This window comes from Metasolibacillus meyeri, from assembly GCF_003049505.1.
GTDB classification, from domain to species: Bacteria; Bacillota; Bacilli; order Bacillales_A; family Planococcaceae; genus Metasolibacillus; species Metasolibacillus meyeri.
The window spans coordinates 1-23,524 of sequence record NZ_PYWN01000064.1 but is presented as its reverse complement, the minus strand read 5'-3'; the positions used below and the strand labels follow the sequence as shown (position 1 = coordinate 23,524).

The 23,524-nt window shown below is 38.4% G+C and carries 29 protein-coding genes and 1 CRISPR repeat array; of the genes, 20 read left to right on the top strand and 9 right to left on the bottom strand.

Going from position 1 to position 23,524, the window contains the following annotated elements; all coding sequences use genetic code 11:
• Positions 1 to 70 precede the first annotated feature (70 nt).
• From C9J34_RS21715 to C9J34_RS10570, 5 genes are all read left to right on the top strand, one after another.
• Positions 71 to 274, top strand: coding sequence for a hypothetical protein (locus C9J34_RS21715; protein WP_153062625.1), 204 nt, complete (start codon positions 71 to 73; stop codon positions 272 to 274).
• 24 nt (positions 275 to 298) lie between these two features.
• Entirely contained in the window at positions 299 to 604 is a 306-nt protein-coding gene (locus tag C9J34_RS10580; protein WP_107839839.1) for a hypothetical protein, read from the top strand.
• Between the two features lie 42 nt (positions 605 to 646).
• Positions 647 to 814 carry a hypothetical protein gene (locus tag C9J34_RS21940; RefSeq protein ID WP_193768963.1) on the top strand — a complete coding sequence of 56 codons (168 nt, stop codon included), beginning with the start codon at positions 647 to 649 and terminating at the stop codon, positions 812 to 814.
• A 264-nt stretch (positions 815 to 1,078) separates the two neighbouring features.
• A complete protein-coding gene (locus tag C9J34_RS10575; protein WP_107839838.1) occupies positions 1,079 to 1,741 on the top strand; it encodes a DUF5819 family protein in 663 nt (220 codons plus the stop codon).
• A 13-nt stretch (positions 1,742 to 1,754) separates the two neighbouring features.
• Entirely contained in the window at positions 1,755 to 3,098 is a 1,344-nt protein-coding gene (locus tag C9J34_RS10570) for a DCC1-like thiol-disulfide oxidoreductase family protein (protein ID WP_107839837.1), read from the top strand.
• A gap of 42 nt (positions 3,099 to 3,140) precedes the next feature.
• On the opposite strand, the gene C9J34_RS10565 is transcribed toward C9J34_RS10570, so the two are convergent.
• Entirely contained in the window at positions 3,141 to 3,440 is a 300-nt protein-coding gene (locus C9J34_RS10565) for a hypothetical protein (protein ID WP_107839836.1), read from the bottom strand.
• The gene (locus C9J34_RS10560) at positions 3,440 to 3,643 is read right to left on the bottom strand and encodes a helix-turn-helix transcriptional regulator (protein ID WP_107839835.1); all 204 of its coding nucleotides are present in this window, start codon (positions 3,641 to 3,643) and stop codon (positions 3,440 to 3,442) included. Before C9J34_RS10560 ends, C9J34_RS10565 begins: the two co-directional genes overlap by 1 nt.
• 394 nt (positions 3,644 to 4,037) lie before the next feature.
• On the opposite strand from C9J34_RS10560, the gene C9J34_RS10555 reads away from it, so the two are divergent.
• The 6 genes from C9J34_RS10555 to C9J34_RS10530 all read left to right on the top strand — a co-directional run bounded on the left by C9J34_RS10555 (position 4,038) and on the right by C9J34_RS10530 (position 11,298).
• Positions 4,038 to 5,789: an ABC transporter transmembrane domain-containing protein gene (locus C9J34_RS10555; protein WP_107839834.1), complete on the top strand. Its 1,752-nt coding sequence runs from the start codon at positions 4,038 to 4,040 to the stop codon at positions 5,787 to 5,789.
• A 1-nt stretch (position 5,790) separates the two neighbouring features.
• The gene (locus tag C9J34_RS10550) at positions 5,791 to 7,563 is read left to right on the top strand and encodes an ABC transporter ATP-binding protein (protein WP_107839833.1); all 1,773 of its coding nucleotides are present in this window, start codon (positions 5,791 to 5,793) and stop codon (positions 7,561 to 7,563) included.
• A 381-nt stretch (positions 7,564 to 7,944) separates the two neighbouring features.
• Positions 7,945 to 8,472 carry a PadR family transcriptional regulator gene (locus C9J34_RS10545; protein ID WP_107839832.1) on the top strand — a complete coding sequence of 176 codons (528 nt, stop codon included), beginning with the start codon at positions 7,945 to 7,947 and terminating at the stop codon, positions 8,470 to 8,472.
• Positions 8,473 to 8,785: 313 nt separating this feature from the next.
• Positions 8,786 to 9,493: an ABC transporter ATP-binding protein gene (locus C9J34_RS10540; RefSeq protein WP_107839831.1), complete on the top strand. Its 708-nt coding sequence runs from the start codon at positions 8,786 to 8,788 to the stop codon at positions 9,491 to 9,493.
• Entirely contained in the window at positions 9,490 to 10,206 is a 717-nt protein-coding gene (locus C9J34_RS10535; RefSeq protein ID WP_107839830.1) for an ABC transporter permease, read from the top strand. Before C9J34_RS10540 ends, C9J34_RS10535 begins: the two co-directional genes overlap by 4 nt.
• Before the next feature lie 270 nt (positions 10,207 to 10,476).
• Complete coding sequence (locus C9J34_RS10530; protein ID WP_107839829.1) at positions 10,477 to 11,298, top strand: GNAT family N-acetyltransferase; 822 nt, start codon at positions 10,477 to 10,479, stop codon at positions 11,296 to 11,298.
• A gap of 65 nt (positions 11,299 to 11,363) precedes the next feature.
• Here the strand turns inward: C9J34_RS10530 and C9J34_RS22625 are convergent, their stop codons facing one another.
• A complete protein-coding gene (locus C9J34_RS22625) occupies positions 11,364 to 11,492 on the bottom strand; it encodes a hypothetical protein (RefSeq protein WP_274523359.1) in 129 nt (42 codons plus the stop codon).
• A 109-nt stretch (positions 11,493 to 11,601) separates the two neighbouring features.
• Here C9J34_RS22625 and rarD point away from each other — a divergent pair, with 109 nt between their 5' ends.
• From rarD to C9J34_RS10510, 4 genes are all read left to right on the top strand, one after another.
• Positions 11,602 to 12,507, top strand: a complete 906-nt coding sequence (gene rarD / locus C9J34_RS10525; RefSeq protein ID WP_107839828.1) for an EamA family transporter RarD — start codon at positions 11,602 to 11,604, stop codon at positions 12,505 to 12,507.
• Between the two features lie 115 nt (positions 12,508 to 12,622).
• A complete protein-coding gene (locus tag C9J34_RS10520; RefSeq protein ID WP_107839827.1) occupies positions 12,623 to 13,339 on the top strand; it encodes a cytochrome c biogenesis CcdA family protein in 717 nt (238 codons plus the stop codon).
• A gap of 19 nt (positions 13,340 to 13,358) precedes the next feature.
• Positions 13,359 to 13,718: a response regulator gene (locus C9J34_RS10515; protein WP_107839826.1), complete on the top strand. Its 360-nt coding sequence runs from the start codon at positions 13,359 to 13,361 to the stop codon at positions 13,716 to 13,718.
• Positions 13,719 to 13,741: 23 nt separating this feature from the next.
• Positions 13,742 to 14,230 (top strand): CcdC family protein, encoded by a 489-nt coding sequence (locus C9J34_RS10510; protein ID WP_107839825.1) that lies wholly within the window; start codon positions 13,742 to 13,744, stop codon positions 14,228 to 14,230.
• A 236-nt stretch (positions 14,231 to 14,466) separates the two neighbouring features.
• On the opposite strand, the gene C9J34_RS10505 is transcribed toward C9J34_RS10510, so the two are convergent.
• Positions 14,467 to 14,892 (bottom strand): DUF2621 domain-containing protein, encoded by a 426-nt coding sequence (locus C9J34_RS10505; RefSeq protein ID WP_193768964.1) that lies wholly within the window; start codon positions 14,890 to 14,892, stop codon positions 14,467 to 14,469.
• Between the two features lie 131 nt (positions 14,893 to 15,023).
• Here C9J34_RS10505 and C9J34_RS10500 point away from each other — a divergent pair, with 131 nt between their 5' ends.
• The 4 genes from C9J34_RS10500 to C9J34_RS10485 all read left to right on the top strand — a co-directional run bounded on the left by C9J34_RS10500 (position 15,024) and on the right by C9J34_RS10485 (position 16,391).
• Positions 15,024 to 15,242 carry a DUF1659 domain-containing protein gene (locus tag C9J34_RS10500; RefSeq protein ID WP_193768962.1) on the top strand — a complete coding sequence of 73 codons (219 nt, stop codon included), beginning with the start codon at positions 15,024 to 15,026 and terminating at the stop codon, positions 15,240 to 15,242.
• Positions 15,243 to 15,264: 22 nt separating this feature from the next.
• On the top strand, positions 15,265 to 15,483 hold the full coding sequence (locus tag C9J34_RS10495; RefSeq protein ID WP_107839822.1) for a DUF2922 domain-containing protein: 219 nt from the start codon (positions 15,265 to 15,267) through the stop codon (positions 15,481 to 15,483).
• 60 nt (positions 15,484 to 15,543) lie between these two features.
• The gene (locus C9J34_RS10490) at positions 15,544 to 15,675 is read left to right on the top strand and encodes a YvrJ family protein (protein ID WP_107839821.1); all 132 of its coding nucleotides are present in this window, start codon (positions 15,544 to 15,546) and stop codon (positions 15,673 to 15,675) included.
• Between the two features lie 107 nt (positions 15,676 to 15,782).
• Positions 15,783 to 16,391 (top strand): SCO family protein, encoded by a 609-nt coding sequence (locus tag C9J34_RS10485; RefSeq protein ID WP_107839820.1) that lies wholly within the window; start codon positions 15,783 to 15,785, stop codon positions 16,389 to 16,391.
• Between the two features lie 129 nt (positions 16,392 to 16,520).
• Here C9J34_RS10485 and C9J34_RS10480 read toward each other — a convergent pair whose 3' ends face one another.
• From C9J34_RS10480 to mscL, 4 genes are all read right to left on the bottom strand, one after another.
• Positions 16,521 to 17,447, bottom strand: a complete 927-nt coding sequence (locus C9J34_RS10480; protein WP_107839819.1) for a nuclease-related domain-containing protein — start codon at positions 17,445 to 17,447, stop codon at positions 16,521 to 16,523.
• Between the two features lie 261 nt (positions 17,448 to 17,708).
• A CRISPR array of direct repeats spans positions 17,709 to 18,750; the repeat unit is 33 nt; unit sequence GTTTCTCTCTGTATGGAGGGAATGGATTGAAAT.
• Between the two features lie 240 nt (positions 18,751 to 18,990).
• A complete protein-coding gene (locus C9J34_RS10475) occupies positions 18,991 to 20,145 on the bottom strand; it encodes an aminotransferase class I/II-fold pyridoxal phosphate-dependent enzyme (protein ID WP_107839818.1) in 1,155 nt (384 codons plus the stop codon).
• A complete protein-coding gene (locus C9J34_RS10470) occupies positions 20,145 to 21,260 on the bottom strand; it encodes a methionine biosynthesis PLP-dependent protein (protein WP_107839817.1) in 1,116 nt (371 codons plus the stop codon). Before C9J34_RS10470 ends, C9J34_RS10475 begins: the two co-directional genes overlap by 1 nt.
• Positions 21,261 to 21,418: 158 nt before the next feature.
• A complete protein-coding gene (gene mscL / locus C9J34_RS10465) occupies positions 21,419 to 21,799 on the bottom strand; it encodes a large conductance mechanosensitive channel protein MscL (protein ID WP_107839816.1) in 381 nt (126 codons plus the stop codon).
• 298 nt (positions 21,800 to 22,097) lie between these two features.
• Here mscL and C9J34_RS10460 point away from each other — a divergent pair, with 298 nt between their 5' ends.
• A complete protein-coding gene (locus C9J34_RS10460; RefSeq protein ID WP_107839815.1) occupies positions 22,098 to 22,802 on the top strand; it encodes a lytic transglycosylase domain-containing protein in 705 nt (234 codons plus the stop codon).
• A gap of 292 nt (positions 22,803 to 23,094) precedes the next feature.
• On the opposite strand, the gene C9J34_RS10455 is transcribed toward C9J34_RS10460, so the two are convergent.
• Positions 23,095 to 23,352 (bottom strand): GlsB/YeaQ/YmgE family stress response membrane protein, encoded by a 258-nt coding sequence (locus C9J34_RS10455; protein WP_107839814.1) that lies wholly within the window; start codon positions 23,350 to 23,352, stop codon positions 23,095 to 23,097.
• Positions 23,353 to 23,524 lie beyond the last annotated feature (172 nt).

The following is a 23,524-nucleotide window of genomic DNA, read 5'->3' as shown; positions in this document are numbered from 1 at the left end:
AGATGTGTATAAGAGACAGGAATTATAGTGAAGTAATCTATTTTAGTTAGCATCAGGGTTGGCAATATCTTTGTTAGTAGGAGAAGCTGGGTTTAGCTCCAGTACGGTGAGAGCAGCGAAGCCTGTCAATATCGAGCAATCGTTGAAAAAGGACGAGATTCAGCCAATGATATGGGCTACTGTAGGAAGGGCTGCTAAAGCTGTCCTTGGTGATAGTGTGGAAATTCAATCTGATTATGACTATGAGGATGTAGTACAAGCATTTGATTTTTAATCATAAATTAAAGGAGGAATTTTGATGAAGAAATCGATTTTAGCATCAGGACTAGCTTTATCTTTATTAGTAGGAGGTGCGGGGCTAAGCTCAGGCACAGTAGGAGCAGCGCCAATCCATGAAAAGTCTATCAATATTGAGCAATCGCTGAAAAAGGACGAGGTTCAGCCAATGATATGGGCTGCTGTAGGAAAAGCTGCATTAAAAGGAGCTGCGTGGGGAGTAGGGTTTGTCGTAGGTGAAAAAGCGGCTGAAGCTGTCATTGGTGATAATGATGAGAGAGGGTCTAATTACAACTATGAAGATATTATAGAGTCATTTGATTGGTAACTCAATTTGAAGATAGCGTCATAGATTCGAGGTGAACGCTTGTTGAGAAGAGAGTTTATTATTTCTACAATGGCTTTATTTTTGTTAGGAGGAGGTGGAGGATTGAGTTCCATGACAGTAGGAGCCGCACCGATTAACGAAAAGCCGCTAAATGTGGAGCTCGCGTTGAAAGAAGAGGCTCAACCGATGGCATGGGCCGCCCTCGGTTGAGCTGCACTTATGGGTGGTGCCTTTAGCCTAGGAAAAGCGGTAGGCAAGGCAGTTTTCGGTGAGCATGTGGAAATTAACGAAAACTATAAGTATGAAGATATAATCGAATCATTTGATTAGTAAGTAGGGGTGCTTGTTAACAATAAGGTATTCTACTTTTATTTTTTTAGCTGTCTGAAAATGTAAAAATTGCTTACTTTTCAGGCAGCCTTTTATATTTCATCAATTTCTTAATAAATAACAAACTAGAGAGAGGTGTTTATTATGTGGAAAAAAATAGCTGCAATTTTTTTATGTTTAGGATTTATCTTTCATTTTACCGTAACGCTTATTTATAATACGCCTTCCAATCCGATAAAAGCAAAATATAATCAGCAAATCAATTTTTATATGGAGCCCCTATTTACTCAAAACTGGAAACTATTCGCCCCGACTCCTGTCTCAACGAATAGCCAATTTTATGTCAAGGCAAAAATTCAATCAGCTGATGGTGTTACAACGACGGGTTGGTTAGATATGCTTGATTATATGGTTGAAAACAATCAAGCGAATCGATTTACACCTTATAATCGATTGTTAAGAATACCTAGATCCGCTTATAGTTTGCGATTAGAAAGAGACGAGACGATTCAAAAAATTATTAGTAAAGTGCATGAAGGAAAGCTCGATCAGGAAAAGTATGAAAAATTAATTGTCAATGAAGAGAAAGATGCGCAAGTTGAAATGTCAAATAAATTAGTAAACAGATTTGCAGAGGCACATTTAAAAAGTGCCTATCCAGACAGTGATATTTTAGAATTTAAAGTGCTTCTTGTCGAAACAAGCCCCGTTCCATTTTCTAAAAATGGCGTAAGTGATGTAGAGATTGATAAGCAGTATGTTGAATTTGACTGGGAAAAACCACAAAATATAGTGTCGATGTTCTAGGGAGGAATCCGTGATGAATAAATTTGCCTTACTCAATCAAAAAAAGCATATGCTCATTGGTGCTAGCTTAATTCGAATTGCCTTTGGCTTCATTATTCTTTATAACTATGCCATTCATTATTCTCAACGTTATTTTTTGTGGGGACCGAATGGCTTAATCGGTACAAGCAGCTCAGCCGAACCCTTTTTATACAATTACTCTTTATATAGCCTTAATAATTCAAATTTATATTTTGATATTATTTATCATTTAGGAATAATTGTTTCAATTCTCTTTATCTTTGGCTATAAAGGTAAACGGGTAGCCATTTTGAATTTTATTTTTGTTTGGTCAATTATGAGTCAGAACACTCTTATATTAGATGGTGGCGACAATATTATTCGTATTCTTTTATTTTATTTACTATTTGCTGATACTACACGATATTTTTCAATTGATGCACATGTAAAATCTTCTAAAAAGCATATAGAGGCATTTTCCTTAAAAAATTTAGTGCATAATTTAGCGATTCTTGCCTGCCTTCTACAAGTTTGTATACTTTATATTACTTCAGGTTTCCATAAAGCGATGGGAGAATTGTGGCAAAGCGGAACAGCTTTGTATTATATTTTGCAAGTAGAGGAGTTTTCACATCCATTTTTCAAGGATTTCATTTTTTCGTCAGATATCATCATCGTTGGTGGATCGTATTTAGCGGTTATTGTTCAGTTAGCATACCCGTTTCTGTTGTTTAATCAAAAGACAAAATATATAGGAATGCTCGGTGTTATCGGGTTGCATACAGGTATTTTTATCGTCATGGGGCTCTTTAGCTTTTCATTTATAATGATTGTCAATCAGCTTTTATTTTTATCGGATAAAGAGTACAAATCATGTTCATTATACGTTAAGCGAAAATATGAAAAATGGCTGTCCTTCCTGCGACCAAAATCCAATAAATTAGCAAAGCAATCGCCTGTTGCTTCAATTATTGTATTATATGATGGTTGGTGCCCATTTTGCATAAAAAGCATTAAAAAATTTCAAAGATTCGATTGGTTTAATCGTATAGAGTTTCTTTCTTTTAGAGAGCCAGGTGCTGTAGCTGATTACGATGTGAGTCTTGCTAATTTAGAAAACCGCATGCATTCTGTTAAAAGGGCGAATGGTAAAATAGAGGATGGCATTTATAGTATAAATAGAATATGTAAAAATATCCCTTTGTTGTGGATTTTCGTTCCTTTTATTAGCGTTGCCATTTTTTTAGGCATTGGGCAAAGAGTGTATGATTTTATTGCGACAAGAAGAACCATTTTTCCAACAGGCTCATGTGATGAGCAAAGCTGTGTGATGCCGTTAAAAAATCAAGGAGAGTAATGGGATGGGGGCTGTATTATTTTTTGAACAGCCCCTGTTCCATTATATTTTTCTGACGATTGCTAAGTAAATAGAGGATGCTATACTTTGGATAAAAAATATAATCATCACATAATAAATAAAGAGGTCTTTATTCACTAAATCAAGTATAGCTACTAATATAACACCGGCGATAATACCGATTGTTAGAAGTGAATAGGAAAAGGATTTTATTTTAAATAGCAGTATTTGGCCTCTTTCATCTTTTGACTCTTTGCTACGTTCAAAAGACATTTTATAGATTTCTGAGATGATGACAAGCACGACTAATCCGATAATGGAACCTGTAATCAAAGTAAGCATTATTTTTCCTCCTTATATTCAAATACACATGTGATTTCTTTGCCAAGTGTTTCAGAAATTTTAAAGGCTAATATTAATGAAGGGTTATATTTATTTTTTTCTAAGGCAACGATCGTTTGTCTACTCACTCCTACGGCATCTGCTAGCTGCTGCTGCGTCATTTTTTTTTCAGCCCTCCCAACTTGAATTTTATTCTCAAGCACATAATCCCTCTTTTCTTAGTGAATTTTGGTACTAACGCAAATTTATACAAATTGTAATTTATTTATTACATAAAGTCAAGAATATATTACATTTAAATATTTCCATTACTTATGATTTTATTCATTTTTTTCGTACTACTTCAATGGTTATATTGCAAATTAACCTTGCTTCAACAATGTTTTTTCTGTTGTGAAAGTGTAACGCTAGCGCAGCAAGTAGTGAATTTTGGAACGGGTGCGAAAACCCAGACAAAAATGCATGTGGGCAATAGTCGCAATCTCAGCCCTTTGACTGAAATATTTCAAAAACCGAAACAAAATGTTGAATAACTATTCAATAATGTTTGAATATTTGATAAAATAGGCGAGTCAAAGTATGAAGGTGGGGGAAAGAATGAAAGTATTTTTAAAGCTCGGGTGGTTTTTTAAAGAGCGTAGGCGTGAATATTTTATCGGTATTTTAATGCTGACACTCGTAGCAATTTTACAGCTTGTGCCGCCGAAAGTAATTGGTTATACCATTGATGAAATCGGTGACGGTACGCTAACGGCAAGCGCACTAACAAAATGGGTGGGCATCATTGTCGCATCCGCTATATTAATGTACATTATGCGTTATTATTGGCGTCAAATGATTTTTGGCTCATCCAACTATTTAGCGAAAAATTTACGAGAAAAATTGTTTCGCCATTTTACAAAAATGTCTCCTTCCTTTTATCAAAAGCGACGTGTCGGAGATTTAATGGCCCATGCAACGAATGATATTTCGGCTGTGCAACAAACAGCAGGTGGAGGCGTATTAACATTATTTGACTCCATTACAACGGGTACCTTTGTTATTTTAGCAATGGCTATTACGATTGATTGGCGCTTAACGCTGATTGCCTTAATTCCAATGCCTTTCATGGCCTTGCTGACAAATTATTACGGCAAGCTTCTGCATGAGCGCTTCCGTCATGCACAGGCGGCGTTTTCGGATTTAAATGATAAAACGCAGGAAAGTATTTCGGGGATGAAGGTTATTAAAACGTTCGGACAGCAGCGAGATGATATTGATGATTTTACGCACTTATCAAACGATGTCGTAGATAAAAATATGCGTGTAGCAAAAATTGATTCCTTATTTGACCCAACGATTAGCCTTGTTATCGGTGTCAGCTTTTTCCTAAGCTTAGGTTTCGGTGCGAAGTTTATTACGGAAGGTGCTATGACAATTGGTGATTTAATCGCCTTTACTACATATTTGGGCTTGCTTGTATGGCCGATGTTGGCGATTGGGATGTTATTTAATATCGTAGAGCGTGGTTCAGCTTCCTATAATCGTATCGAGCAATTATTAAATGAACCTGTGGAAATTATGGATAAAACGGGCGCATATGATGTGCGACCAAAAGGCGATTTAGCCTTCCATGTGGATTCATTTACATTCCCAGAGGATGCAACGCCATCTTTAACGAATGTTCATTTTGATTTAAAGCAAGGGCAAACATTAGGTATTGTCGGCAAAACAGGCTCTGGAAAAACAGCGGTATTGAAGCTGCTTTTGCGTGAGTTTGACGGCTATAAAGGGAATATCACTTATGGGGATATTGCGATTGATGATTATAAAATGCTGGCATTGCGTGAGGCAATTGGCTATGTGCCACAGGATCATTTTTTATTTTCATCAAGCATTTACAAAAATATTGCCTTTACAAATCCAGATGCAGCACGAGAAAAAGTCGAGCATGCCGCAACATTGGCACATATCCATGACGATATTTTAGGCTTTACAGAAGGCTATGCAACGATTGTCGGAGAGCGTGGCGTTTCGTTATCAGGTGGACAAAAGCAACGGATTTCGATTGCACGTGCCTTGATGATGGAACCGGAGCTATTAATTTTAGATGATTCGCTATCTGCCGTTGATGCGAAAACGGAGGAAGCGATTTTACATGCATTAAAAGCTTCACGTGAAAATGCGACAACGATTATTACATCGCATCGTTTAAGTGCCATTCAGCATGCGCATGTCATTATCGTGATGCATGAAGGAACGGTCGTAGAGAAGGGCACACATGAGGAATTAATGGACTTACGTGGTCGTTACTATGAAATGTATGAACTACAGCAATTAGAACAACAAGTAGAAAAGGGGGGAATGTAAGATGGAAAAGCAACCAACCTTTTCACGCAAAGAGCAAACTGCGATATTGAAGCGGCTACTTCGTTATTTAAAGCCGCATAAAAAAGCGGTCATTATCGCACTTCTGTTACTGGTTTTAACCGTTACAGGCGATGTGCTAGGGCCATATATTATTAAAGTCTTTTTAGATGACCATGTGGCAATTGGCAATTTTGACACGAACCCAATCCTATTTTTAGCGATTAGCTATGCGACAATTCAAATTTTAAATGTAGTCATTAGCTATTTACAGCTTGTGAAATTCCAAGAAATTGCGCTGAAAATCATTCAGCAGCTACGCATCGACGTCTTTACGAAAATTCATCAGCTCGGCATGCGTTATTTTGACCGTGTCCCTGCTGGCTCCATCGTTTCGCGTGCGACAAATGATACGGAAGCGATTAAAGATATGTTCGTGAGCGTTTTAATTAGCTTCGTGCAGGCAGGATTTTTAATTATCGGCGTCTATGTGGCGATGTTTTTAATGAATCCTGTGCTGGCATTATTTGCATTAGTGTTATTACCAATCGTCATTTACATTATTTATTTATACCGTAAATTGAGCTCGGTTGTGTATATGGAAATGCGCGAAAAGCTCAGTGAATTGAATGCCAAACTAGCGGAATCTTTATCAGGCATGAGCATCGTGCAAGCATTCCGCCAAGAAAAGCGCTTTAATGATGAGTTTGATGATATTAATAACAAGCATTTCAAAGCGATGATGGACAATACAAAGCTCAATAGCTTATTGTTACGTCCAGTTGTTGATTTAGTGTATTTTGCAGCAATCGTGCTACTTTTAGTTTATTTCGGGAAAACCTCTTTAACAACAGCGGTTGAAGTAGGGGTTGTCTACGCGTTTATTACGTATATTAACCGCTTCTTTGAGCCAATTAATCAAGTAATGGAGCGTTTAGCGATTTTCCAGCAGGCACTCGTTGCAGCATCACGTGTGTTTGCGTTATTAGATGAGGAAGAGCTTGAGCCTGTGCAGCAAAATCGCGCAGGGCAAATTACTAATGGTCGTATCGACTTTAAAGATGTGACATTCAGCTATGATGGACAAAAGGATGTGTTGAAAAATATTTCATTCACGGTCAACCCTGGTGAAACGGTCGCACTCGTCGGTCATACAGGAAGTGGAAAAAGCTCGATTATCAATTTATTGATGCGCTTTTATGAGTTTGAAAAAGGCGACATTCATATTGATGGCGAATCGATTAAAGCATTTAGCCAAGAGGAAATTCGCCAAAAGCTCGGACTCGTTCTACAAGATCCATTTTTATTTTACGGCACAATCGACAGCAATATCCGCCTATATAATAAGGAATTAACGGATATTGATGTAGAAAAAGCCGCTGAATTTGTGCAGGCAGACCAATTTATTAATACATTGCCTGATAAATATAAGCAAAAGGTGACAGAGCGTGGCTCAACGTTTTCAAGTGGTCAGCGTCAACTATTAGCCTTCGCCCGCACGATTGCGACGAATCCAAAAGTGCTCGTGCTCGATGAGGCAACAGCGGCAATCGATACCGAAACCGAAGTGGCGATTCAGCAATCCTTAGAGAAGATGCGAAAAGGGCGTACAACGATTGCCATTGCACACCGTTTATCAACAATTCAAGATGCGGAGCAAATTTTGGTGCTACACCAAGGCGAAATTAAGGAGCGCGGTACACATCAAGAACTCCTCGCCCAGCAAGGCTTGTATTACAAAATGTATTTATTACAAAATGGCATGGCGAGTTTATAGAGAACAAGAGGCTGTCTGAAAAGCAGACACGCCTCTTGTTTTTTCGTTTGTGTGAGCGAATTTGCGCGTCTTACGGGCGGATTTCACTGTTTAGCGGGCGAATCAAGAAATCTTGCGGGCGGATTTCATTGTTTAACGGGCGAATCAAGAGGTCTTGCGGGCGGATTTCATTGTTTAATGGGCGAATCAAGAGGTCTTACGGGCGAATTCACCTATCTTACGGGCGAATCAGTACTTTTGAACTAGAAAATATTAAAGCACTCGTTTCAAGGTTTTAAGTGATTCGGCTTTAATGAACAAAAAATGCAAAATAGCCATTGACAATTTAGAACAATCAACATAACATGAATATAACCAACGTTGGCTATTTGGAGGAATTGTATGTCTACACGTTTAATCATATTAGGGTTATTATCCAATCAAAGTATGACAGGATATGAAATACAGCAAGTGCTTCAGCAATCAGGCTCAGACAAATGGGCAGGTATTTTATCAGGCTCTGTCTACCATGCATTAAAAAAATTAGAGCAAGAAGCGTTTATTAAAGTTGAAACAATTGAATCTACGGGGAATCGTCAAAAAGCGCGATTTGCTATTACTGAAAAAGGAGAAGAGGAAGTTCACGCTTTAGTCATTAAGCAGCTTCGAAAAGGTGATTTAGCATATCCAACAGCAATTTATAGTGCTATTTCATTTTTAACAAAAGTAAACAAAGAAGAAGCAATTGCAGCACTGGAAGAAAATGAACAGCATTTGTTAAATGAGCTACAATTTATGAGTCATGGCAGACAATCCAAGGAAGAAGCGAATCATCTAACAACTGAAATGGATCTCATATTTGATAACATTCATAAGCAAATTGAGTTGCAGCTCGATTTAATTAATAACCTAAAAAAGCATTTAACTTGATTCAGCAATGTTTTTGTATTGAAAATGTAGCGACAGGTACAGAAGTCTCCCATCTTTATACCCGCTGAAAAAGAGGAGTTCAGTCTAAGAACGTCACGCGCACAACCAACATCATGTTGGCTCAAGCTTCCAACAGATATCGCCCTGCACGGTGCAGGGCAGTTAACCGTTGGTGCGTGGCGAGACCCTTTTAGGTTAACTTCGACTAGGCGCAAGCTCGAAAAAAATCTGGACGCGCAATTGATAAAATAAAAACAAATTTTTTTATACCAATAACCAACATTGGTTATGCAAATTTGGCTAGGAGGTTTATATGAAGACGATTATTACTGTAGAAAATATAAGTAAGTCTTATCGTAAAAAACAAGTGATTAAAAATTTATCAACGACAATTTATGAAAATGAAATTATCGCAATTATTGGACCAAATGGAGCGGGGAAGACAACGTTGATTGAATTATTGCTTGGTATACGGCAGCCTGATAAGGGGCGTGTCGGCATTCATGAGATGTATAAGAAGAAAATAGGGGCGCAGCTTCAAGATACACCCATTTTCCCTGAGCTGACAGTAGATGAGAACTTGCGAATTTTTTTAGCCTTTTATGGAGTGGAGCAGACAAAGGAACAACGCTTTAATATTTTAAAAAGTTTTAATTTAGATGAACATGCCCATAAAGTCACAACAAAATTATCAGGAGGTCAGCAAAAGAAATTGGCCATTGCCATCGCGACTGCGCATAATCCCAAAATAATCGTGTTAGATGAGCCATCTGCTGCACTAGACCCAAAAGCTAGAAATGAAATGATGGCCTTAATAAAGGAATTGAAGCAGAAGGGGAAAACGATTATTTTTTCATCACATGATATGCAAGAGGTACAGGAACTTGCAGATAGAGTTTTATTGATTAAGGATTTTCAAAAACAATTTGATGATTCAATTGCCAATTTATTAAATGATTATGATGTCAAAAGCTTAGAGGAATTGTATTTAAAATTCGCCAATGAGGAGGTGAGAAAATGATGACAACATTTTTGCTTGCTTTAAAAAGCTCCTTGCGAGGCGTCTATCTAATCACATACTCCATTATTTTACCTTTAGTTCTTTTTATTGGCTTAGGTTTATACTTTCCAACAGCGCATTACCAATACCAATTGCTGGCCGGCGTTATAGGTGTCAGCATTATCTTTTGGGCAATGGTGACAAGCGCATTTACAATTTATCAGCAACAGATGCAAGGTGTTTATAAATTATTAAGAATCACACCTGTGAGCTTCACGAAATTTTCACTTGCTACGATTTCTGCCTGGATAATTGTATCAATCATACTTACTGTAGTGTTAATTTTAGCGAGTGTAACGGTATTGGCTGCCAAAATAAATATCATGCAGCTCGCCTTCCTATTGCTATTTGTAGTAATAGGAACAGTTGGATTTGCTTTAACAGCATTTATCGTTGCATTTATTAGTAAATCGATTAATCAAGTAAGCATGTATACAAATTTAATTGCCCTGCCGTTAATTGCATTAAGCCAAGCGTTTTATGCAATAACTAACCTGCCGAAATGGCTACAAACATTGAGCCTTTTTAATCCTTTTCAGTATTTTGTCAGAGGCATGTATGAAGTGCTATTAATGAATTATGGCAATGCGATGGGTTCTTTGATTATTGTTATGGTTATTATAATAATTCTGTTAACGATTGCTAATTTAGCATATAAAAAAGCTTTTGTTTAGCGTTTAGAAAATATAAATGGGGCTGTTTGAAAAGGGACTGTCTTTCCAAATAGCCCAAGTTGCTAAATCTTTGCTTCCCCCTTAGCACAATGTAGTTGTTTTTAAATGGAGTATCAACTACCAAAATTGACGCATTATGGTTTTTATTTGTTATAATGTAGGAAGGAGATTGTTTAATCTATAGAAAATAAAGCAAATCCAATATGTATCTTAATTGAACAATCTTGTCTGTGATGAATAACCGTAGCTACTATGAGAGGGGAAAGAACAATGATTTCAGAATTACAGCCAAGTGATTTTCATAAATGTGCAAGCATGATAAATGAACAAGGACAAATAGAAGGGAAAGCCATTATTGCGGGCATCAATCCAGGGCGTACATTTGTCGATGATACAAATAAACCTACAACTGGGCTGATTTGGTTAGGGAATAATGATGGTTTTATCTTTATTGGAGATGAAAATAATGAGCGTTTCAATCAAGAAATCAATGCGTTTCTTGACGCTGTCATTGCACCAGAAGCGAAAAAAGTAGGGTTAACATGGTTTGAAGGGGTAGGCAATCATCAAAAATGGAATCAGACGATTGAATCGTTATTAGCACATCGTGAAGTGGGAAGCTGGCTTCAAAAGGTGTACATTTTACATAAAGAGGATTATCAGCCTGAGCGGGAGCCTTTGCTTGAAAAAGGATACACGGTGCATAAAATGGATAAGGCGCTCTATAAAAATGCTAGGATAAAAAACCTTGAATTTTTACATGCAAAAATAGACGAGTTTTGGTCAACGCCTGAGCGCTTTTTTAGTGAAGGGATTGGTTATAGCATTGTTTATAACAACGAAATTGTGAGTGTCTGTTTTTCAGGCTTTGTTGTTGAAAACACTCATTGTGTAGATATTGAAACGTTGGAAGCGCATCAAGGGAAAAAATTAGCTCAAATCGTAGCCCACCATTTTGTAAAAGGCTGTTTTGAGCAGCAGATGATTCCGTATTGGGATTGCATGGAGGGTAATAAGCCTTCTGTTGCTGTCGCTGAAAGCTTAGGATTTTGCAATACATTTAACTATAAGGGCTATGAATTTTCGTTTTAAGTTCAAGGTAGTCATTATTAATCAATTGACCAAGGCGATGTGTAAAGACCAATGGGGGTATTTCTTTAGGCAAGGCAATGCTTTGTCCGAAGTGCAGTAACCGCTTCCTCTATTTCCTGATAAAAAGAGCGTTCATTCGTAAAGGATGAATGAATAAACAAAAGAGAAAATACGAGTAAGCCAACTTTTTTCATGTTAACATCTCCTTCAAGCGGAATCGACAGTAAAGAAGCACGCTATGCCACATGATTGTATCTATCATGCTATTATATGAGAGTAGAGATAGAAATAGGAGTGGTTGAGATGAGCGAAGAGAGAAAAGGAATACTTTATACGTTTTTGTCCTATGCGATGTGGGGCGTTTTACCGCTGTTTTGGAAGCTGTTAGAGCATGTTGATAGTATGGAAGTGCTACTAGGGCGTATCATTTGGGCGTTTATTTTTACGCTGTTGACGATTGTAATTATCGGGCAAAAAGCGGCGCTGTTTCAGGATTTGCGCTATTTATGGCAGCATAAAAAGCAGCTTGCTTCACTCATCGCTGCCTCATTGATGATTGCGGTGAATTGGTACATATTTATTTATGCAGTAAATAGCAATCAAATGTTGGAAACGAGCCTTGGCTATTATATTAATCCGTTGATTTCTGTTTTATTCGGCGTGCTTTTTTTCAAGGAAAGATTGTCGCGCACACAGCTTGTGGCTGTACTAATTGCACTAATAGGTGTAATGATTATGACCATCAATTATGGGCAACTGCCATGGATTGCTTTAGTATTAGCTTTAAGCTTCGGTATTTATGGTGTGTTGAAAAAAAGAGTTGTGCTAGATGCACTGCGAGGCTTAGCGATTGAAACATTATTTACATTACCGATTGCTGTTATCTTTTATCTTTACTTATTCCAGCAAGGAACGGTTTCGTTTTTACATGTCAGTTTATCGACGGATGTTTTGCTTATCGCAAGTGGTGCTGTGACGGCGATTCCGCTCATTTTCTTTGCCAAGGGTGCACAGCGCATTCCGTTATATTTAATCGGTTTTTTGCAATATATTGCCCCAACAATGATGTTAGTATTGGGCGTTGTTCTATATAAGGAGCCATTTACGAAGGTGGAGCTGCTAGCATTTTCATTTATTTGGTTGGCACTTTGTATTTTCTCTCTATCTACTTTGCGTGAACAGCATATGAAAAAGCGGAGAATCGCATAAATATGAAAAATTTTTTCACCTTTTTGCCATAAAACTTTCACAGTCGAAACAAGCGCATTTTCCCCGCCAATTTGATAGGATGAATGTATGACAGTAAGGGAGCGAAAGAATAAATATGAATACAGGTGTAGATTTAAATGTGCTATTAGCATTTGGTGCAGGGTTTTTAAGCTTTATTTCGCCATGTACGCTGCCGCTCTATCCAGCATTTCTATCGTACATAACGGGTATGAGCTTTGATGAATTAACGAAGGAAAAGGGCATGATGCAAAGAAGAGCAGTTTTGCATACGTTAAGCTTTTTAATCGGCTTTTCAATTATCTTTATTGCACTCGGCTTTGTCGCATCATTTGTCAATGAATTTTTCCTACAATATCAAGATTTATTACGCCAAGTTGGCGCCATTTTAATCGTTTTATTTGGTTTGATTATCGTTGGCTGGCTGCAAATTGACTTTTTAATGAAAGATCGCAAAATTGAATTTAAAAATCGTCCATCTGGCTATTTCGGCTCAGCTGTTATCGGCTTAGCCTTTGCGGCAGGGTGGACACCATGTACAGGGCCGATTTTAGCAGCGATTTTAGCATTGGCAAGTACACAGCCTGGTTCAGCTGGTTGGTATATGCTTGCGTATTATTTTGGTTTTGCAATCCCGTTCTTTGTGTTATCATTCTTTGTAACGAGATTAACTTGGATTCGTCGAAATAGCCAAAAAATCGTGAAAATTGGCGGCTATATTATGATCGCAGTCGGTATTTTATTATTCTTTAACGGCTTAGATTATATTATCCGTATATTCTCTGGGTTATTTGGTGGTTTCACAGGGTTTTAAGTTTGAAGGGGGGAGTGCTATGCCAACAGTTATGGTCGTAGATGATGCCTTGTTTATGCGTTCATTTATTAGTAAATTGTTTGAAGAATGGGGCTTTACTGTTGTTGCACAAGCTTCAAATGGTAAAAAGGCAGTAGCACTTTTTAAAGAGTTGCAGCCAGATTTAATTACGATGGATTTAACGATGCCTGTGATGACAGGCTTAGAGGCATCGAAGCGGATTATGGACGAGTTTCCAGATGCGAAAATTATTATGATTACCGCATTGGGCCAGCAGCGCCATATTAAAGAGGCTTTAGGATACGGTGTGAAAGACTTTATCGTCAAGCCGTTTAAACCTGAGGAATTAAAGCAAATTGTGGATACATTATGTAGTTAACTGAAGAAAACAGGAGGGAACCAATGTTCAATATTATCCCCTCTCAATATTTATTAATAGGCTCCACTGTGATGGCCGTTGTGATGGGCATATTTGTGATGTTTATTCGTATGCGTGCACAAAAAAAACCTGTGAATGCAAGAAAAATCATCATTCCACCAATCGCCATGTCAACAGGAGCACTGATGTTTATTTTTGAGGAATTTCGTGTTGCCCCATTACAAATTGTTGAGGCAGCAGCCATCGGTTTGATTTTTTCATCCGTTTTAATCGCAACTTCCAAATTCGAAGTGCGAGAAGGGGCTATTTTTCTAAAACGCTCCAAAGCCTTTTTCTTTATTTTAGTTGGCTTACTTGTGCTCCGAATCATCTTAAAACTAGTCTTTTCGAATGGTTTAGATGTTGGCGAGCTAGGCGGCATGTTTTGGATTTTAGCATTCGCGATGATTTTACCATGGCGCATTGCAATGCTATGGCAGTTTAAAAAGTTAGAAAAAACCGTTAATGTTTAGCAAAAAGCCGAACTATTAAGGAACATTTTACAATTGTTTCTTAGATAGTTCGGCTTTCTCTCTTTATGACAGGATATTGAGTAAAACATCTTAGGACTTTTGAAACTGCAATTTAGTTAGGTCCTCATCTCTTTTCTTTCTAGTTGTAAGGTATCAAGTAAGTTTTCAATGAACGTGATGCAGTCATCCGTGAAAAAGCAGTAGGAAAGGCATATCTTTCCTACCGCTTTTTCTTTTTAAAATAGATGCTCATAAGGGGCAACATCGATTTTCAATTCTGCCAGCTTTTTACGTAAAAATTTATGGTCACGCTTTGGCGTTGCGACAATGTAGCCGCGAATCAGAATATCTTGATCAATCGCTGTAGCGTGCTCCTTTAGTGCGAGTTCTCCAATTTTTCCTGCAATTTTCTCTTTTGCTACTTGGCGGAAAAGTTCAGGAACAGGAGAAGTCAGTTCATTCAGCAATGCCTTTGCATCGTCTCCCCATAAATGGATCGTTTTATCTAAATAGTATTCTTGCCAATCTAAGTCAGATTTACCGTCATCTTTAGGCATGCGCTTTAAAAACTTGCGGAACATGAAAAAGCCCCCAATGACGAGCAGGCTAAGCATGACAACACCCCAAAAAACGATAAATAATAAAAACCAGTTATTTAGCAACATCATTCACCTCTTTACAATCTCTTTCTCTATTATAAAAGCTTTTCATCTATTTAGCATCCGAAATGTTTTCGTACTGTCCCTTTTCTCTCTTTCAATCGCTATATAAGCTGGTGAAAGGGGGGAATGACATGGCAGCATATGAATTTGAACAAGCAACGATGACGCTACAGTTTGAAGCGGGTACAGGTGAAGAAGGGAAAAAGCTTTATAAAACAGCCTCGTACCGCAATATTCAAGCAACTGCAACAGCAGAGCAGCTCGGAGTGGTCGCAACAGCTTTAGCTAGTTTAAGCGTTTATCCGTTAGCCACAATTACACGCTCGGATAAGCAACGCATTCATTCATGACAAGAGAGGAGGGAGCAAGCGAATGACGAATACACTACAGCTCATTTTTCAGTTGGAAAATGACAAGGCACTGACATTATCAGTGGCAGCGCCGAAGGAAAATGTAACGGATGCAGAAGTAGCAGCCGTGATGCAAACAATTGTTGAGCAAAACGTCTTTAAGCGAGATGATGCTAGCATTGTAGCCAAAAAAGCAGCACGTCTTGTGAATCGTACTGTAAAAGAGTTTAACGTTATGTAATATTGACAAATTGTCCAGCGAGCGCAGCCTTTCTGGGCAATTTTTAGGGAGGTGCTAAAAATGGAGCAATGGGTAACGATGATTCAAGATTTAGGATTTCCGATACTTGTTTCATTTTATTTATTGTATCGCATTGAAAGCAAGCTTGAGGCGATTCATGATGTGCTACTTTCGATGAAACTTAACTTGTGAAACACCGCTTCACAAATTCGTCAGAAAGTCTCCACGACTAAAGCTATTGTATTCGCTTTCTGAATTCGTTAAGATGAATTTAATGATGAGAGAGTGGAGCGAGATAGATGAAGAAAAGAAAAATGCTTGTATTGCTAGTGCTGTTAACAATGGTGTTAAGCGCATGCAGCAATTATAAATTTAAGCCGACAACATCGTATGAAGTGTCCAATTTTACAGCAACGAATCATCGCGGGGAGGAAGTATCGTTAGACAGCTTAAAAGGGAAACCATGGTTAGCTATGTTTATTTTTACGAACTGTACAACGATTTGTTCGCCAATGACAAATAATATGGCTGAAATTCAAGATCGCCTAGCTGAACAAGGTGTTGAAGATTATAATATCGTGGCCTTTTCCGTTGACCCTGACAACGATACACCAGAAGTGTTAACAGAATATTTAGGCCGTTACAATGTGGCGGACGAATCAAAATGGCAGCTTGTGACAGGCTACAATCAAAAATTTATTGAGCAATTTGGTTTAAATTCCTTCAAAACATTAATTCGAAAAGTTGAAGGCGATGACCAAGTGATGCACATGAATACATTTTATTTAGTGGATGAAACAGGGGTAGCGGTGAAAAACTACTCTGGCTACTCAGAAACCGTAGATGGCGTTTCATACGACACGATTGCAATTGATTTGGAAACATTAATTCAAGAACGATTAAATTAATGAGATGGCTGTTGGGCTTTGTCCCAGCAGCTTTTTTGTTTGTGAGTGTTGGTTGGGCGAAAACGGGCATTGGCTGGGCGAATTCAGCAAATGGTTGGGCGAAAACCACACTTCGCTGGGCGAATTTCATCATTCGTTGGGCGAATCACTACTTTTGTCAGGGGACATAGTAAAAATTTGCTCAGGAATTTCATAATAAGTGTGACCACCTTTTTTAACTGTAGGCAAAAGTTTTAACAATCGCTTTGCTACATACCTTGATGGTAGCTCACACAGCTCACAAAACTGCTGATTCGTAATTTTCGTATCAACAAGCAAACGAAAATCATGTAACGCTTGAAAATAAGCATACTTATCTTGGAAACGACAAGAAGGACAAAGAAATTTACCGCGCACAAAGTGCATTTTCGTCATACACTTCTCACAAAAAATACCGCGTTTTAGCTGTTTTAAAGTAAAAGTGAAGCTCTCTTTTTTAGGGGAATGCAACATCATTAAATCATTGTAAACCTTATTTATATCAAGTAAAGGTTCAGCGTATTGCACAAGGTTTTTCTCAATAAAACTAAGCACATAATCTGCATGGAAAATAGGAAAATCGAGAGGTTTGCTTGCAATGATGGCGCGGCGATTCGCAATCACGACAGCACCATGAATTGAAATATCGGGGAAGAAAGAAGAAAGCACGCGCAAATGGCGATTTAGCTGCTCAATTGGATTCGGAAAGCGCTCTGTAACATCGGCGCGCGTTCGCAGTAATTGTGAAGCATCCGTATCAAAATGTAGTGTACCTGCCACATTTTTTACTTCCAAACATAAAATCAACGACGCAAAAATAATGACAAAATCAATCTCATGGCGCTGCTGTTGCATATTTAAAAATGACAGATTCCGAATGACTCGATGTGGCATAGCAAGCTCCTGCAAAAAGAACTGCACCTCATCCTCACCCGAAATACCAGCATTCACCATAGCTAGCTGTTCCTTAAAATATAAATAATCAGGATGCACCTCACTTACTCGTCTAACAATCGCTTCAAGTTGATGAAGCCTCAAATAATATCACCTCCATGAATAGTATAGCTGTTTTTTCGAAAGATTTAAATAATTTAAAAATAGATATGTGAAATTAATTTAAATAGTTTAATAAAGATGTGGTGCGAATGTGAAGCGAACATGATTTTCCCAAGAGATTCGCACCGATAAATCAGATAAAATTCCATTGAAATGGGAAATGAATTAGGTTAATATAATCGTATAATCTTGTTTTTTTGGTGAAAAATAGAGATAATTATTAGTTTCCTATTATTTTTCACAGTTTCTCTCTGTATGGAGGGAATGGATTGAAATATATGTGCAATTTTCCAAAGGAATAACATGGTCAACGTTTCTCTCTGTATGGAGGGAATGGATTGAAATTTACAGGTATACATTGTGGATTTCGAATTAGCGATGTTTCTCTCTGTATGGAGGGAATGGATTGAAATTCATAATCTTAGGCAGCTCTTTAGGAATAGCTTTGTTTCTCTCTGTATGGAGGGAATGGATTGAAATTTTTGTAAAGAAACCAGTGCTTTTACTAATGTACGTTTCTCTCTGTATGGAGGGAATGGATTGAAATTATCATCATAGGTCTGCATTGTGAGTATAGACGGTTTCTCTCTGTATGGAGGGAATGGATTGAAATATGTAAATTTTTTGTATAAAGAAAGCCCTCCACGTTTCTCTCTGTATGGAGGGAATGGATTGAAATTCCCTCCGCGCTTGCTGATTCCGCCGCCCCATCATCGTTTCTCTCTGTATGGAGGGAATGGATTGAAATTCTAAATAAGAAAACGTATTTTTATACATTTTATGTTTCTCTCTGTATGGAGGGAATGGATTGAAATATCCAAAAATTGGTAATTAAAATTAAAATACTACGTTTCTCTCTGTATGGAGGGAATGGATTGAAATTACAGGAGGCAGATTCAAAAGACATCATTTTACCGTTTCTCTCTGTATGGAGGGAATGGATTGAAATCTGTTAAGTCGATAATCGTGATGCCATCGTTATTAGTTTCTCTCTGTATGGAGGGAATGGATTGAAATAATTAGATAGTGAATAATCTTGTGTATTTCATGGTTTCTCTCTGTATGGAGGGAATGGATTGAAATATTGTTGCAACTTTACCATTTGCAACATATATGGTTTCTCTCTGTATGGAGGGAATGGATTGAAATTACAAAGGATGAACAGCGTTCTTTCATTGTCAAATCGTTTCTCTCTGTATGGAGGGAATGGATTGAAATAAAGGACGTATTTACGACATACAAGCCATTTTAAGTTTCTCTCTGTATGGAGGGAATGGATTGAAATATTACTTGTGGAATGAACAATACACCTAAACCATGTTTCTCTCTGTACAGAGAGAAATGGATTGAAATACGGCTTGTAATATTTTGAGCTTTTGGAAAAAGGTTTTTCTCTACATAGAGAAAATAAATTAAAATCAACTTTTCAATAAAAAATATCACCAAAAAGGCGTGTCCCGAAATTAATTTTCAGACACGCCTTTTATGATATTTTACATGAACCGTTCATAAAGCTCTGGTTTGCTTATTGCGTCGCTTTTTCCAATGCTTGAGCAAAGTCAGCGAGCAAATCGTCTTCATTTTCTAAGCCGACAGAGAAGCGGAACAAGCCGTCTGTAATGCCGCGTTTCAGGCGTTCTTCAGGCTCCATGGCTGCATGGCTCATTTTTGCTGGGTATGATAAAATCGATTCCACACCGCCAAGGCTGACCGCGAAAACAGGAATTTGCATCGCTTGGACAAATTTCTTCGCCACTTCATAGCTTGGTAATGTAAAGGATAACACCGCACCAGCAGAAGTGCTCTGCGCCGCATGAATGTCGTAGCCAGGGTGTGTTTCTAAGCCTGGGTAATAGACCTTTGCTACAAGTGGATGAGCTTGTAAATATTGGGCAATTTTCATTGCCACACGGCTTGATTCATTATAGCGAACCGCTGTCGTTTTCATATTTTGAATCAATGTATAGCTATCTTGTACGCCTAGTACCGAGCCGAATGAGTTTTGGATAAAGTATAGCTGATTGCTTAGCTCTGGCGTTTTTGTGACGGCAAGACCTGCGACAATATCTGAATGCCCCGATAAAAACTTCGTTGCACTATGGATGACGATATCGACACCTAGTTCTAATGGGCGTTGGTGTAACGGTGTCATAAAGGTATTATCTAAAAACGATAATGCGCCGTGCTCCTTTGCGATTGCCGTTACCGCGCGGATGTCGGTAATACCTAACGTCGGATTAGACGGTGTTTCAATGTATAACAGCTTTGTTTCAGGTTTCACGGCTGCACGTACTGCTTCCAAATCTGTAAAATCAACAAATGTATGCGTAATACCGTAGCGTGGTAGCACCTTTGTAACAAAGCGGTACGTTCCACCATAGACATCCTCTGTAATGACGATGTGGTCGCCTTTTGATAACAGCATTAAGCAAGCTGTTACTGCGGCCATGCCTGTAGCGAAGGCAAAGCCACGGTCGCCACCTTCCAGTTCAGCAATGGCACGCTCTAATGCATCACGTGTTGGATTGCCTGAACGCGCATAATCAAATTCGCCAAACTCATCAATCGATTCTTGATGGAAAGTAGAGGATAAATACATCGGCACATTGACAGCGCCTTTTTTATCCGCATAGCCTTCACGAATTGCGCCGTGAATTAACGCTGTTTCAAGGTTTGCCATTAAAACCCTTCCTTTCGTAACACATCAAATACTTGTTGTAAATCCTCGATTAAATCTTCCGCTTCCTCGACACCGACAGAGAAGCGTAATAAACGGTTACAGACGCCACGTGCTACGCGCTCCTCGTATGGAATATCCGCATGTGTTTGTGTTGCAGGATATGTAATAAAGCTTTCCACACCACCAAGGCTTTCCGCGAATGTAATCAATTTAATATTTTGTAGGAACGGGTCAACCATTGCCTCATCTTTCACGCGGAATGACAGCATGCCACCTTTTCCTGTATACAGTACATCTGTTACAAGTGGCTCCTGCTCTAAATACGCCGCAACTTGCTTCGCGTTTGCATCATGCTGCTTTAAACGTAAATGCAATGTTTTTAAGCCACGAATTAATAGCCATGCATCAAGCGGTCCTAATGTCATGCCGACACCGTTATGGATAAAGCCTAAGCGCTCGCATAATTCCTCACCTTTTGCGACAACAAGCCCAGCTAATACGTCATTATGTCCGCCGATGTATTTTGTTGCACTGTGAAGAACGATGTCTGCACCAAGCTCGATTGGACGCTGGAAATATGGTGTATAGAATGTATTATCTACGATTAAAAGTAAGCCGTACTCTTTGGCAACCGCCGCATATGCTGCTAAATCAATTTCTTGCATTAATGGATTTGTTGGTGTTTCGATAAATAACGCGCGTGTATTTTCAGTAATTAACGCCTTTACTTCTTCCACCGATGCAAATGTTGCATACACCGGTTTAATATTGTAGCTGTCTGAATATGTTTTCAAGAGGCGATATGTGCCGCCATATAAATCTTCAGGTAAAATAAGTTCATCGTTCGGCTTAAATAATGATAAGACAAGCTGAATTGCCGCCATTCCTGAGCTACAAGCAAAGCCCGCGTCGCCACCTTCAAGCTTGGCAATACCGTCCTCTAAAATGGAACGTGTTGGATTTTTTGTACGTGTATAATCGTAGCCAGTCGATTTGCCAATGCCATCATGTTTATATGCTGTTGAGAAATGAACGGGTGGGTTGACAGCCCCTGTTTTTGGGTCACTATGATTTCCTAGTTGCACTAATGTTGTTTCAATACGCTGCTTTGTCATAAACTCACTCTTTCTATCATTATATTTCGTGAAACAAGTAGAATGTTTCGACTATTAAACCAATTTATCATTTATAATCTATCGTATCAATAGCTTTTCTCTGAATTAAGCAACAAAAAAACGAAAACAGCGCTGTTTTCGTTTTTCATGTATTAGATTTATTTTTCTTTTAATAAATCGCGAATTTCTTTCAACAATTCTTCTTTTGAATCCACTTCTGGTGCTTTTTCTTCCTCTACCGCTTCTTTTTTCGCACTCAGTTTATTCATGATGCGAATAGCCATGAAAATAGCGAAGGCGATTAATGTGAAGTCAATAATTGATTGTAAAAATGCGCCGACTTGGACTTGTGCATCACCAATACCAAACACGAAGCTTTCTGAAAAATTAATGCCACCTGTTAATACGCCGATTAATGGCATAATAATATCGTCAACTAATGATGATACAATTTTACCGAACGCTGCCCCAATGACAACGGCTACTGCTAAATCAATAACATTGCCACGCATCGCAAATTCTTTAAAGTCTTTCCACATATCGTCGTGCTCCTTTTGTTCTTGTATGAAACTGTATTCTATATTGTTTTATAGCAGTTGGCAAGCGACTAGCTGAAAAATACTAATCAATTACGCCATGGTATAATTGCGTCCAGATTTTTTCGAACTTGCTCGAAAATTTCCTCTTCAAAATCTGTGACATCCGCTGGAGGCTTAACTTAATTCAGCAACAGAAAAACATATGCTGAATTAAGTTAAACAAAATACGTTTTATTTCGATAATACAGTTAATGAGTAATTCGTAAGTTTGTTAGCTGTAAATTTGTGGGGTGCGAACATGGCAAAAAAGAAAAAAGATCCGTTGCTTTCTCAAAAAATTCAAATATGGATTATTATACTGTTAGTACCGATTGCGATAACGGTTTATTTTTTTGTCTATTTAGCATGGAAGGATTTGCAGTCAATACCAGCTTTTAAAGAAGCGATTGAAGAGACAGAGGAAGTGCTGCAATTACAAGTGAATTTTGATTTGGAAATTCCACTGGAGTATATCCCGATCTATATGGCGGCAGGGGAGAAGTACGGAGTTCCTTGGACGCTGCTAGCCGCACATCATCGTGTGGAAACGCGTTTTTCAACGATGTCTACGCTTGTATCACCCGTTGGAGCAGAGGGGCATATGCAGTTTATGCCATGCACCTTTGTCGGGTGGAAGCATCCCACTTGTACAGGCTTAGGCAAAGGGGAAATTAAGCTAGAAGATAAAACGAATCCAAAAATTATAAAAAAATACGGCGGCTATGGTGTTGATGCAAATAATGACGGTATAGCAGACCCTTACGATATTGAGGATGCGATGTATTCGGCTGCCAACTTTTTAGCAAAAGCAGGCGTAGCAAAGGGTGAGCTGAAAAAAGCTATTTATCAATACAATCATAGCCAAAAATATGTAGAGGATATTTTATTTTATTATAAGCAATACCGAGAACATAGTGAGGAGCTAGAGCGTGTGGCATTGCAGCAAGCAAACGCCAAAAAATAAACGGGTTATCCAGAAAGTAGGCATCATTTTGAAGAACGTAAAACCTTGTATTTTCCAAATGTATAGTTCTAAAGTAACGATTCGCTCGTAAGATAGGTGAATTCGCCCGCAAAACGTCTATTTTCGCCCGTTAAAAAGCGAAATTCGCCCGCAAGGCAACCACATTCGCTCAAAAATAGGGACTTATCTAAATCGGACAGCTCCTTCGTATCAAACGAAACAAATAATCAGTGAGGAGAAGCCCCACTGATTACTCGTTGTAGAAAGAACGGCTGCCCGTTACCTGAGAATTTTACGTTGCTTTGCGCATAGATTTCATGACAAAGCTCACAATAAAGATTAAAATAACAGCACCGATTAATGCTGGGAAAACATAAAAGTCGGAAACTTTCCAGCCCCAATTACCGAGAAGCATACTGCCGACCCAAGAGCCGATAATACCAGCAATAATATTACCGATAACGCCTCCAGGGACATCTTTCCCTAAAATAACCCCTGCGAGCCAACCTAACAGACCGCCAATAATAAGGTACCAAATAAAGCTAATCATAAATGTTCATCTCCTTTGTGATCATGAAAGTTATAATAGCGCCTACTTAGTTATAACCAATTTCAACGGAATTTAAACATCGATTTTATTCCATACTAACAGGTAGTAATATTTTCTCTTGTAAAAACGAAGCGTCAACAAATGTTTTCTGTTGCGAAAGCAAAGCGTCAGC

Excerpts from the sequence above, each read along its gene's own strand:
- C9J34_RS10455 (WP_107839814.1), bottom strand. The coding sequence starts at position 23,352 with ATGATTAGCTTTATTTGGTACCTTATTATTGGCGGTCTGTTAGGTTGG.
- C9J34_RS10510 (WP_107839825.1), top strand. The coding sequence starts at position 13,742 with ATGTTCAATATTATCCCCTCTCAATATTTATTAATAGGCTCCACTGTG.
- C9J34_RS22625 (WP_274523359.1), bottom strand. The coding sequence starts at position 11,492 with ATGAAAAAAGTTGGCTTACTCGTATTTTCTCTTTTGTTTATTCATTCA.
- C9J34_RS10570 (WP_107839837.1), top strand. The coding sequence starts at position 1,755 with ATGAATAAATTTGCCTTACTCAATCAAAAAAAGCATATGCTCATTGGT.
- C9J34_RS10500 (WP_193768962.1), top strand. The coding sequence starts at position 15,024 with ATGGCAGCATATGAATTTGAACAAGCAACGATGACGCTACAGTTTGAA.
- C9J34_RS10515 (WP_107839826.1), top strand. The coding sequence starts at position 13,359 with ATGCCAACAGTTATGGTCGTAGATGATGCCTTGTTTATGCGTTCATTT.
- C9J34_RS10530 (WP_107839829.1), top strand. The coding sequence starts at position 10,477 with ATGATTTCAGAATTACAGCCAAGTGATTTTCATAAATGTGCAAGCATG.
- C9J34_RS10555 (WP_107839834.1), top strand. The coding sequence starts at position 4,038 with ATGAAAGTATTTTTAAAGCTCGGGTGGTTTTTTAAAGAGCGTAGGCGT.
- C9J34_RS10470 (WP_107839817.1), bottom strand. The coding sequence starts at position 21,260 with ATGACAAAGCAGCGTATTGAAACAACATTAGTGCAACTAGGAAATCAT.
- C9J34_RS10460 (WP_107839815.1), top strand. The coding sequence starts at position 22,098 with ATGGCAAAAAAGAAAAAAGATCCGTTGCTTTCTCAAAAAATTCAAATA.
- C9J34_RS10540 (WP_107839831.1), top strand. The coding sequence starts at position 8,786 with ATGAAGACGATTATTACTGTAGAAAATATAAGTAAGTCTTATCGTAAA.
- C9J34_RS10490 (WP_107839821.1), top strand. The coding sequence starts at position 15,544 with ATGGAGCAATGGGTAACGATGATTCAAGATTTAGGATTTCCGATACTT.
- C9J34_RS10545 (WP_107839832.1), top strand. The coding sequence starts at position 7,945 with ATGTCTACACGTTTAATCATATTAGGGTTATTATCCAATCAAAGTATG.
- C9J34_RS10495 (WP_107839822.1), top strand. The coding sequence starts at position 15,265 with ATGACGAATACACTACAGCTCATTTTTCAGTTGGAAAATGACAAGGCA.
- C9J34_RS10575 (WP_107839838.1), top strand. The coding sequence starts at position 1,079 with ATGTGGAAAAAAATAGCTGCAATTTTTTTATGTTTAGGATTTATCTTT.
- C9J34_RS10580 (WP_107839839.1), top strand. The coding sequence starts at position 299 with ATGAAGAAATCGATTTTAGCATCAGGACTAGCTTTATCTTTATTAGTA.
- C9J34_RS10520 (WP_107839827.1), top strand. The coding sequence starts at position 12,623 with ATGAATACAGGTGTAGATTTAAATGTGCTATTAGCATTTGGTGCAGGG.
- C9J34_RS10550 (WP_107839833.1), top strand. The coding sequence starts at position 5,791 with ATGGAAAAGCAACCAACCTTTTCACGCAAAGAGCAAACTGCGATATTG.
- mscL (WP_107839816.1), bottom strand. The coding sequence starts at position 21,799 with ATGTGGAAAGACTTTAAAGAATTTGCGATGCGTGGCAATGTTATTGAT.
- C9J34_RS10535 (WP_107839830.1), top strand. The coding sequence starts at position 9,490 with ATGATGACAACATTTTTGCTTGCTTTAAAAAGCTCCTTGCGAGGCGTC.
- C9J34_RS10475 (WP_107839818.1), bottom strand. The coding sequence starts at position 20,145 with ATGGCAAACCTTGAAACAGCGTTAATTCACGGCGCAATTCGTGAAGGC.
- C9J34_RS10485 (WP_107839820.1), top strand. The coding sequence starts at position 15,783 with ATGAAGAAAAGAAAAATGCTTGTATTGCTAGTGCTGTTAACAATGGTG.
- rarD (WP_107839828.1), top strand. The coding sequence starts at position 11,602 with ATGAGCGAAGAGAGAAAAGGAATACTTTATACGTTTTTGTCCTATGCG.
- C9J34_RS10565 (WP_107839836.1), bottom strand. The coding sequence starts at position 3,440 with ATGCTTACTTTGATTACAGGTTCCATTATCGGATTAGTCGTGCTTGTC.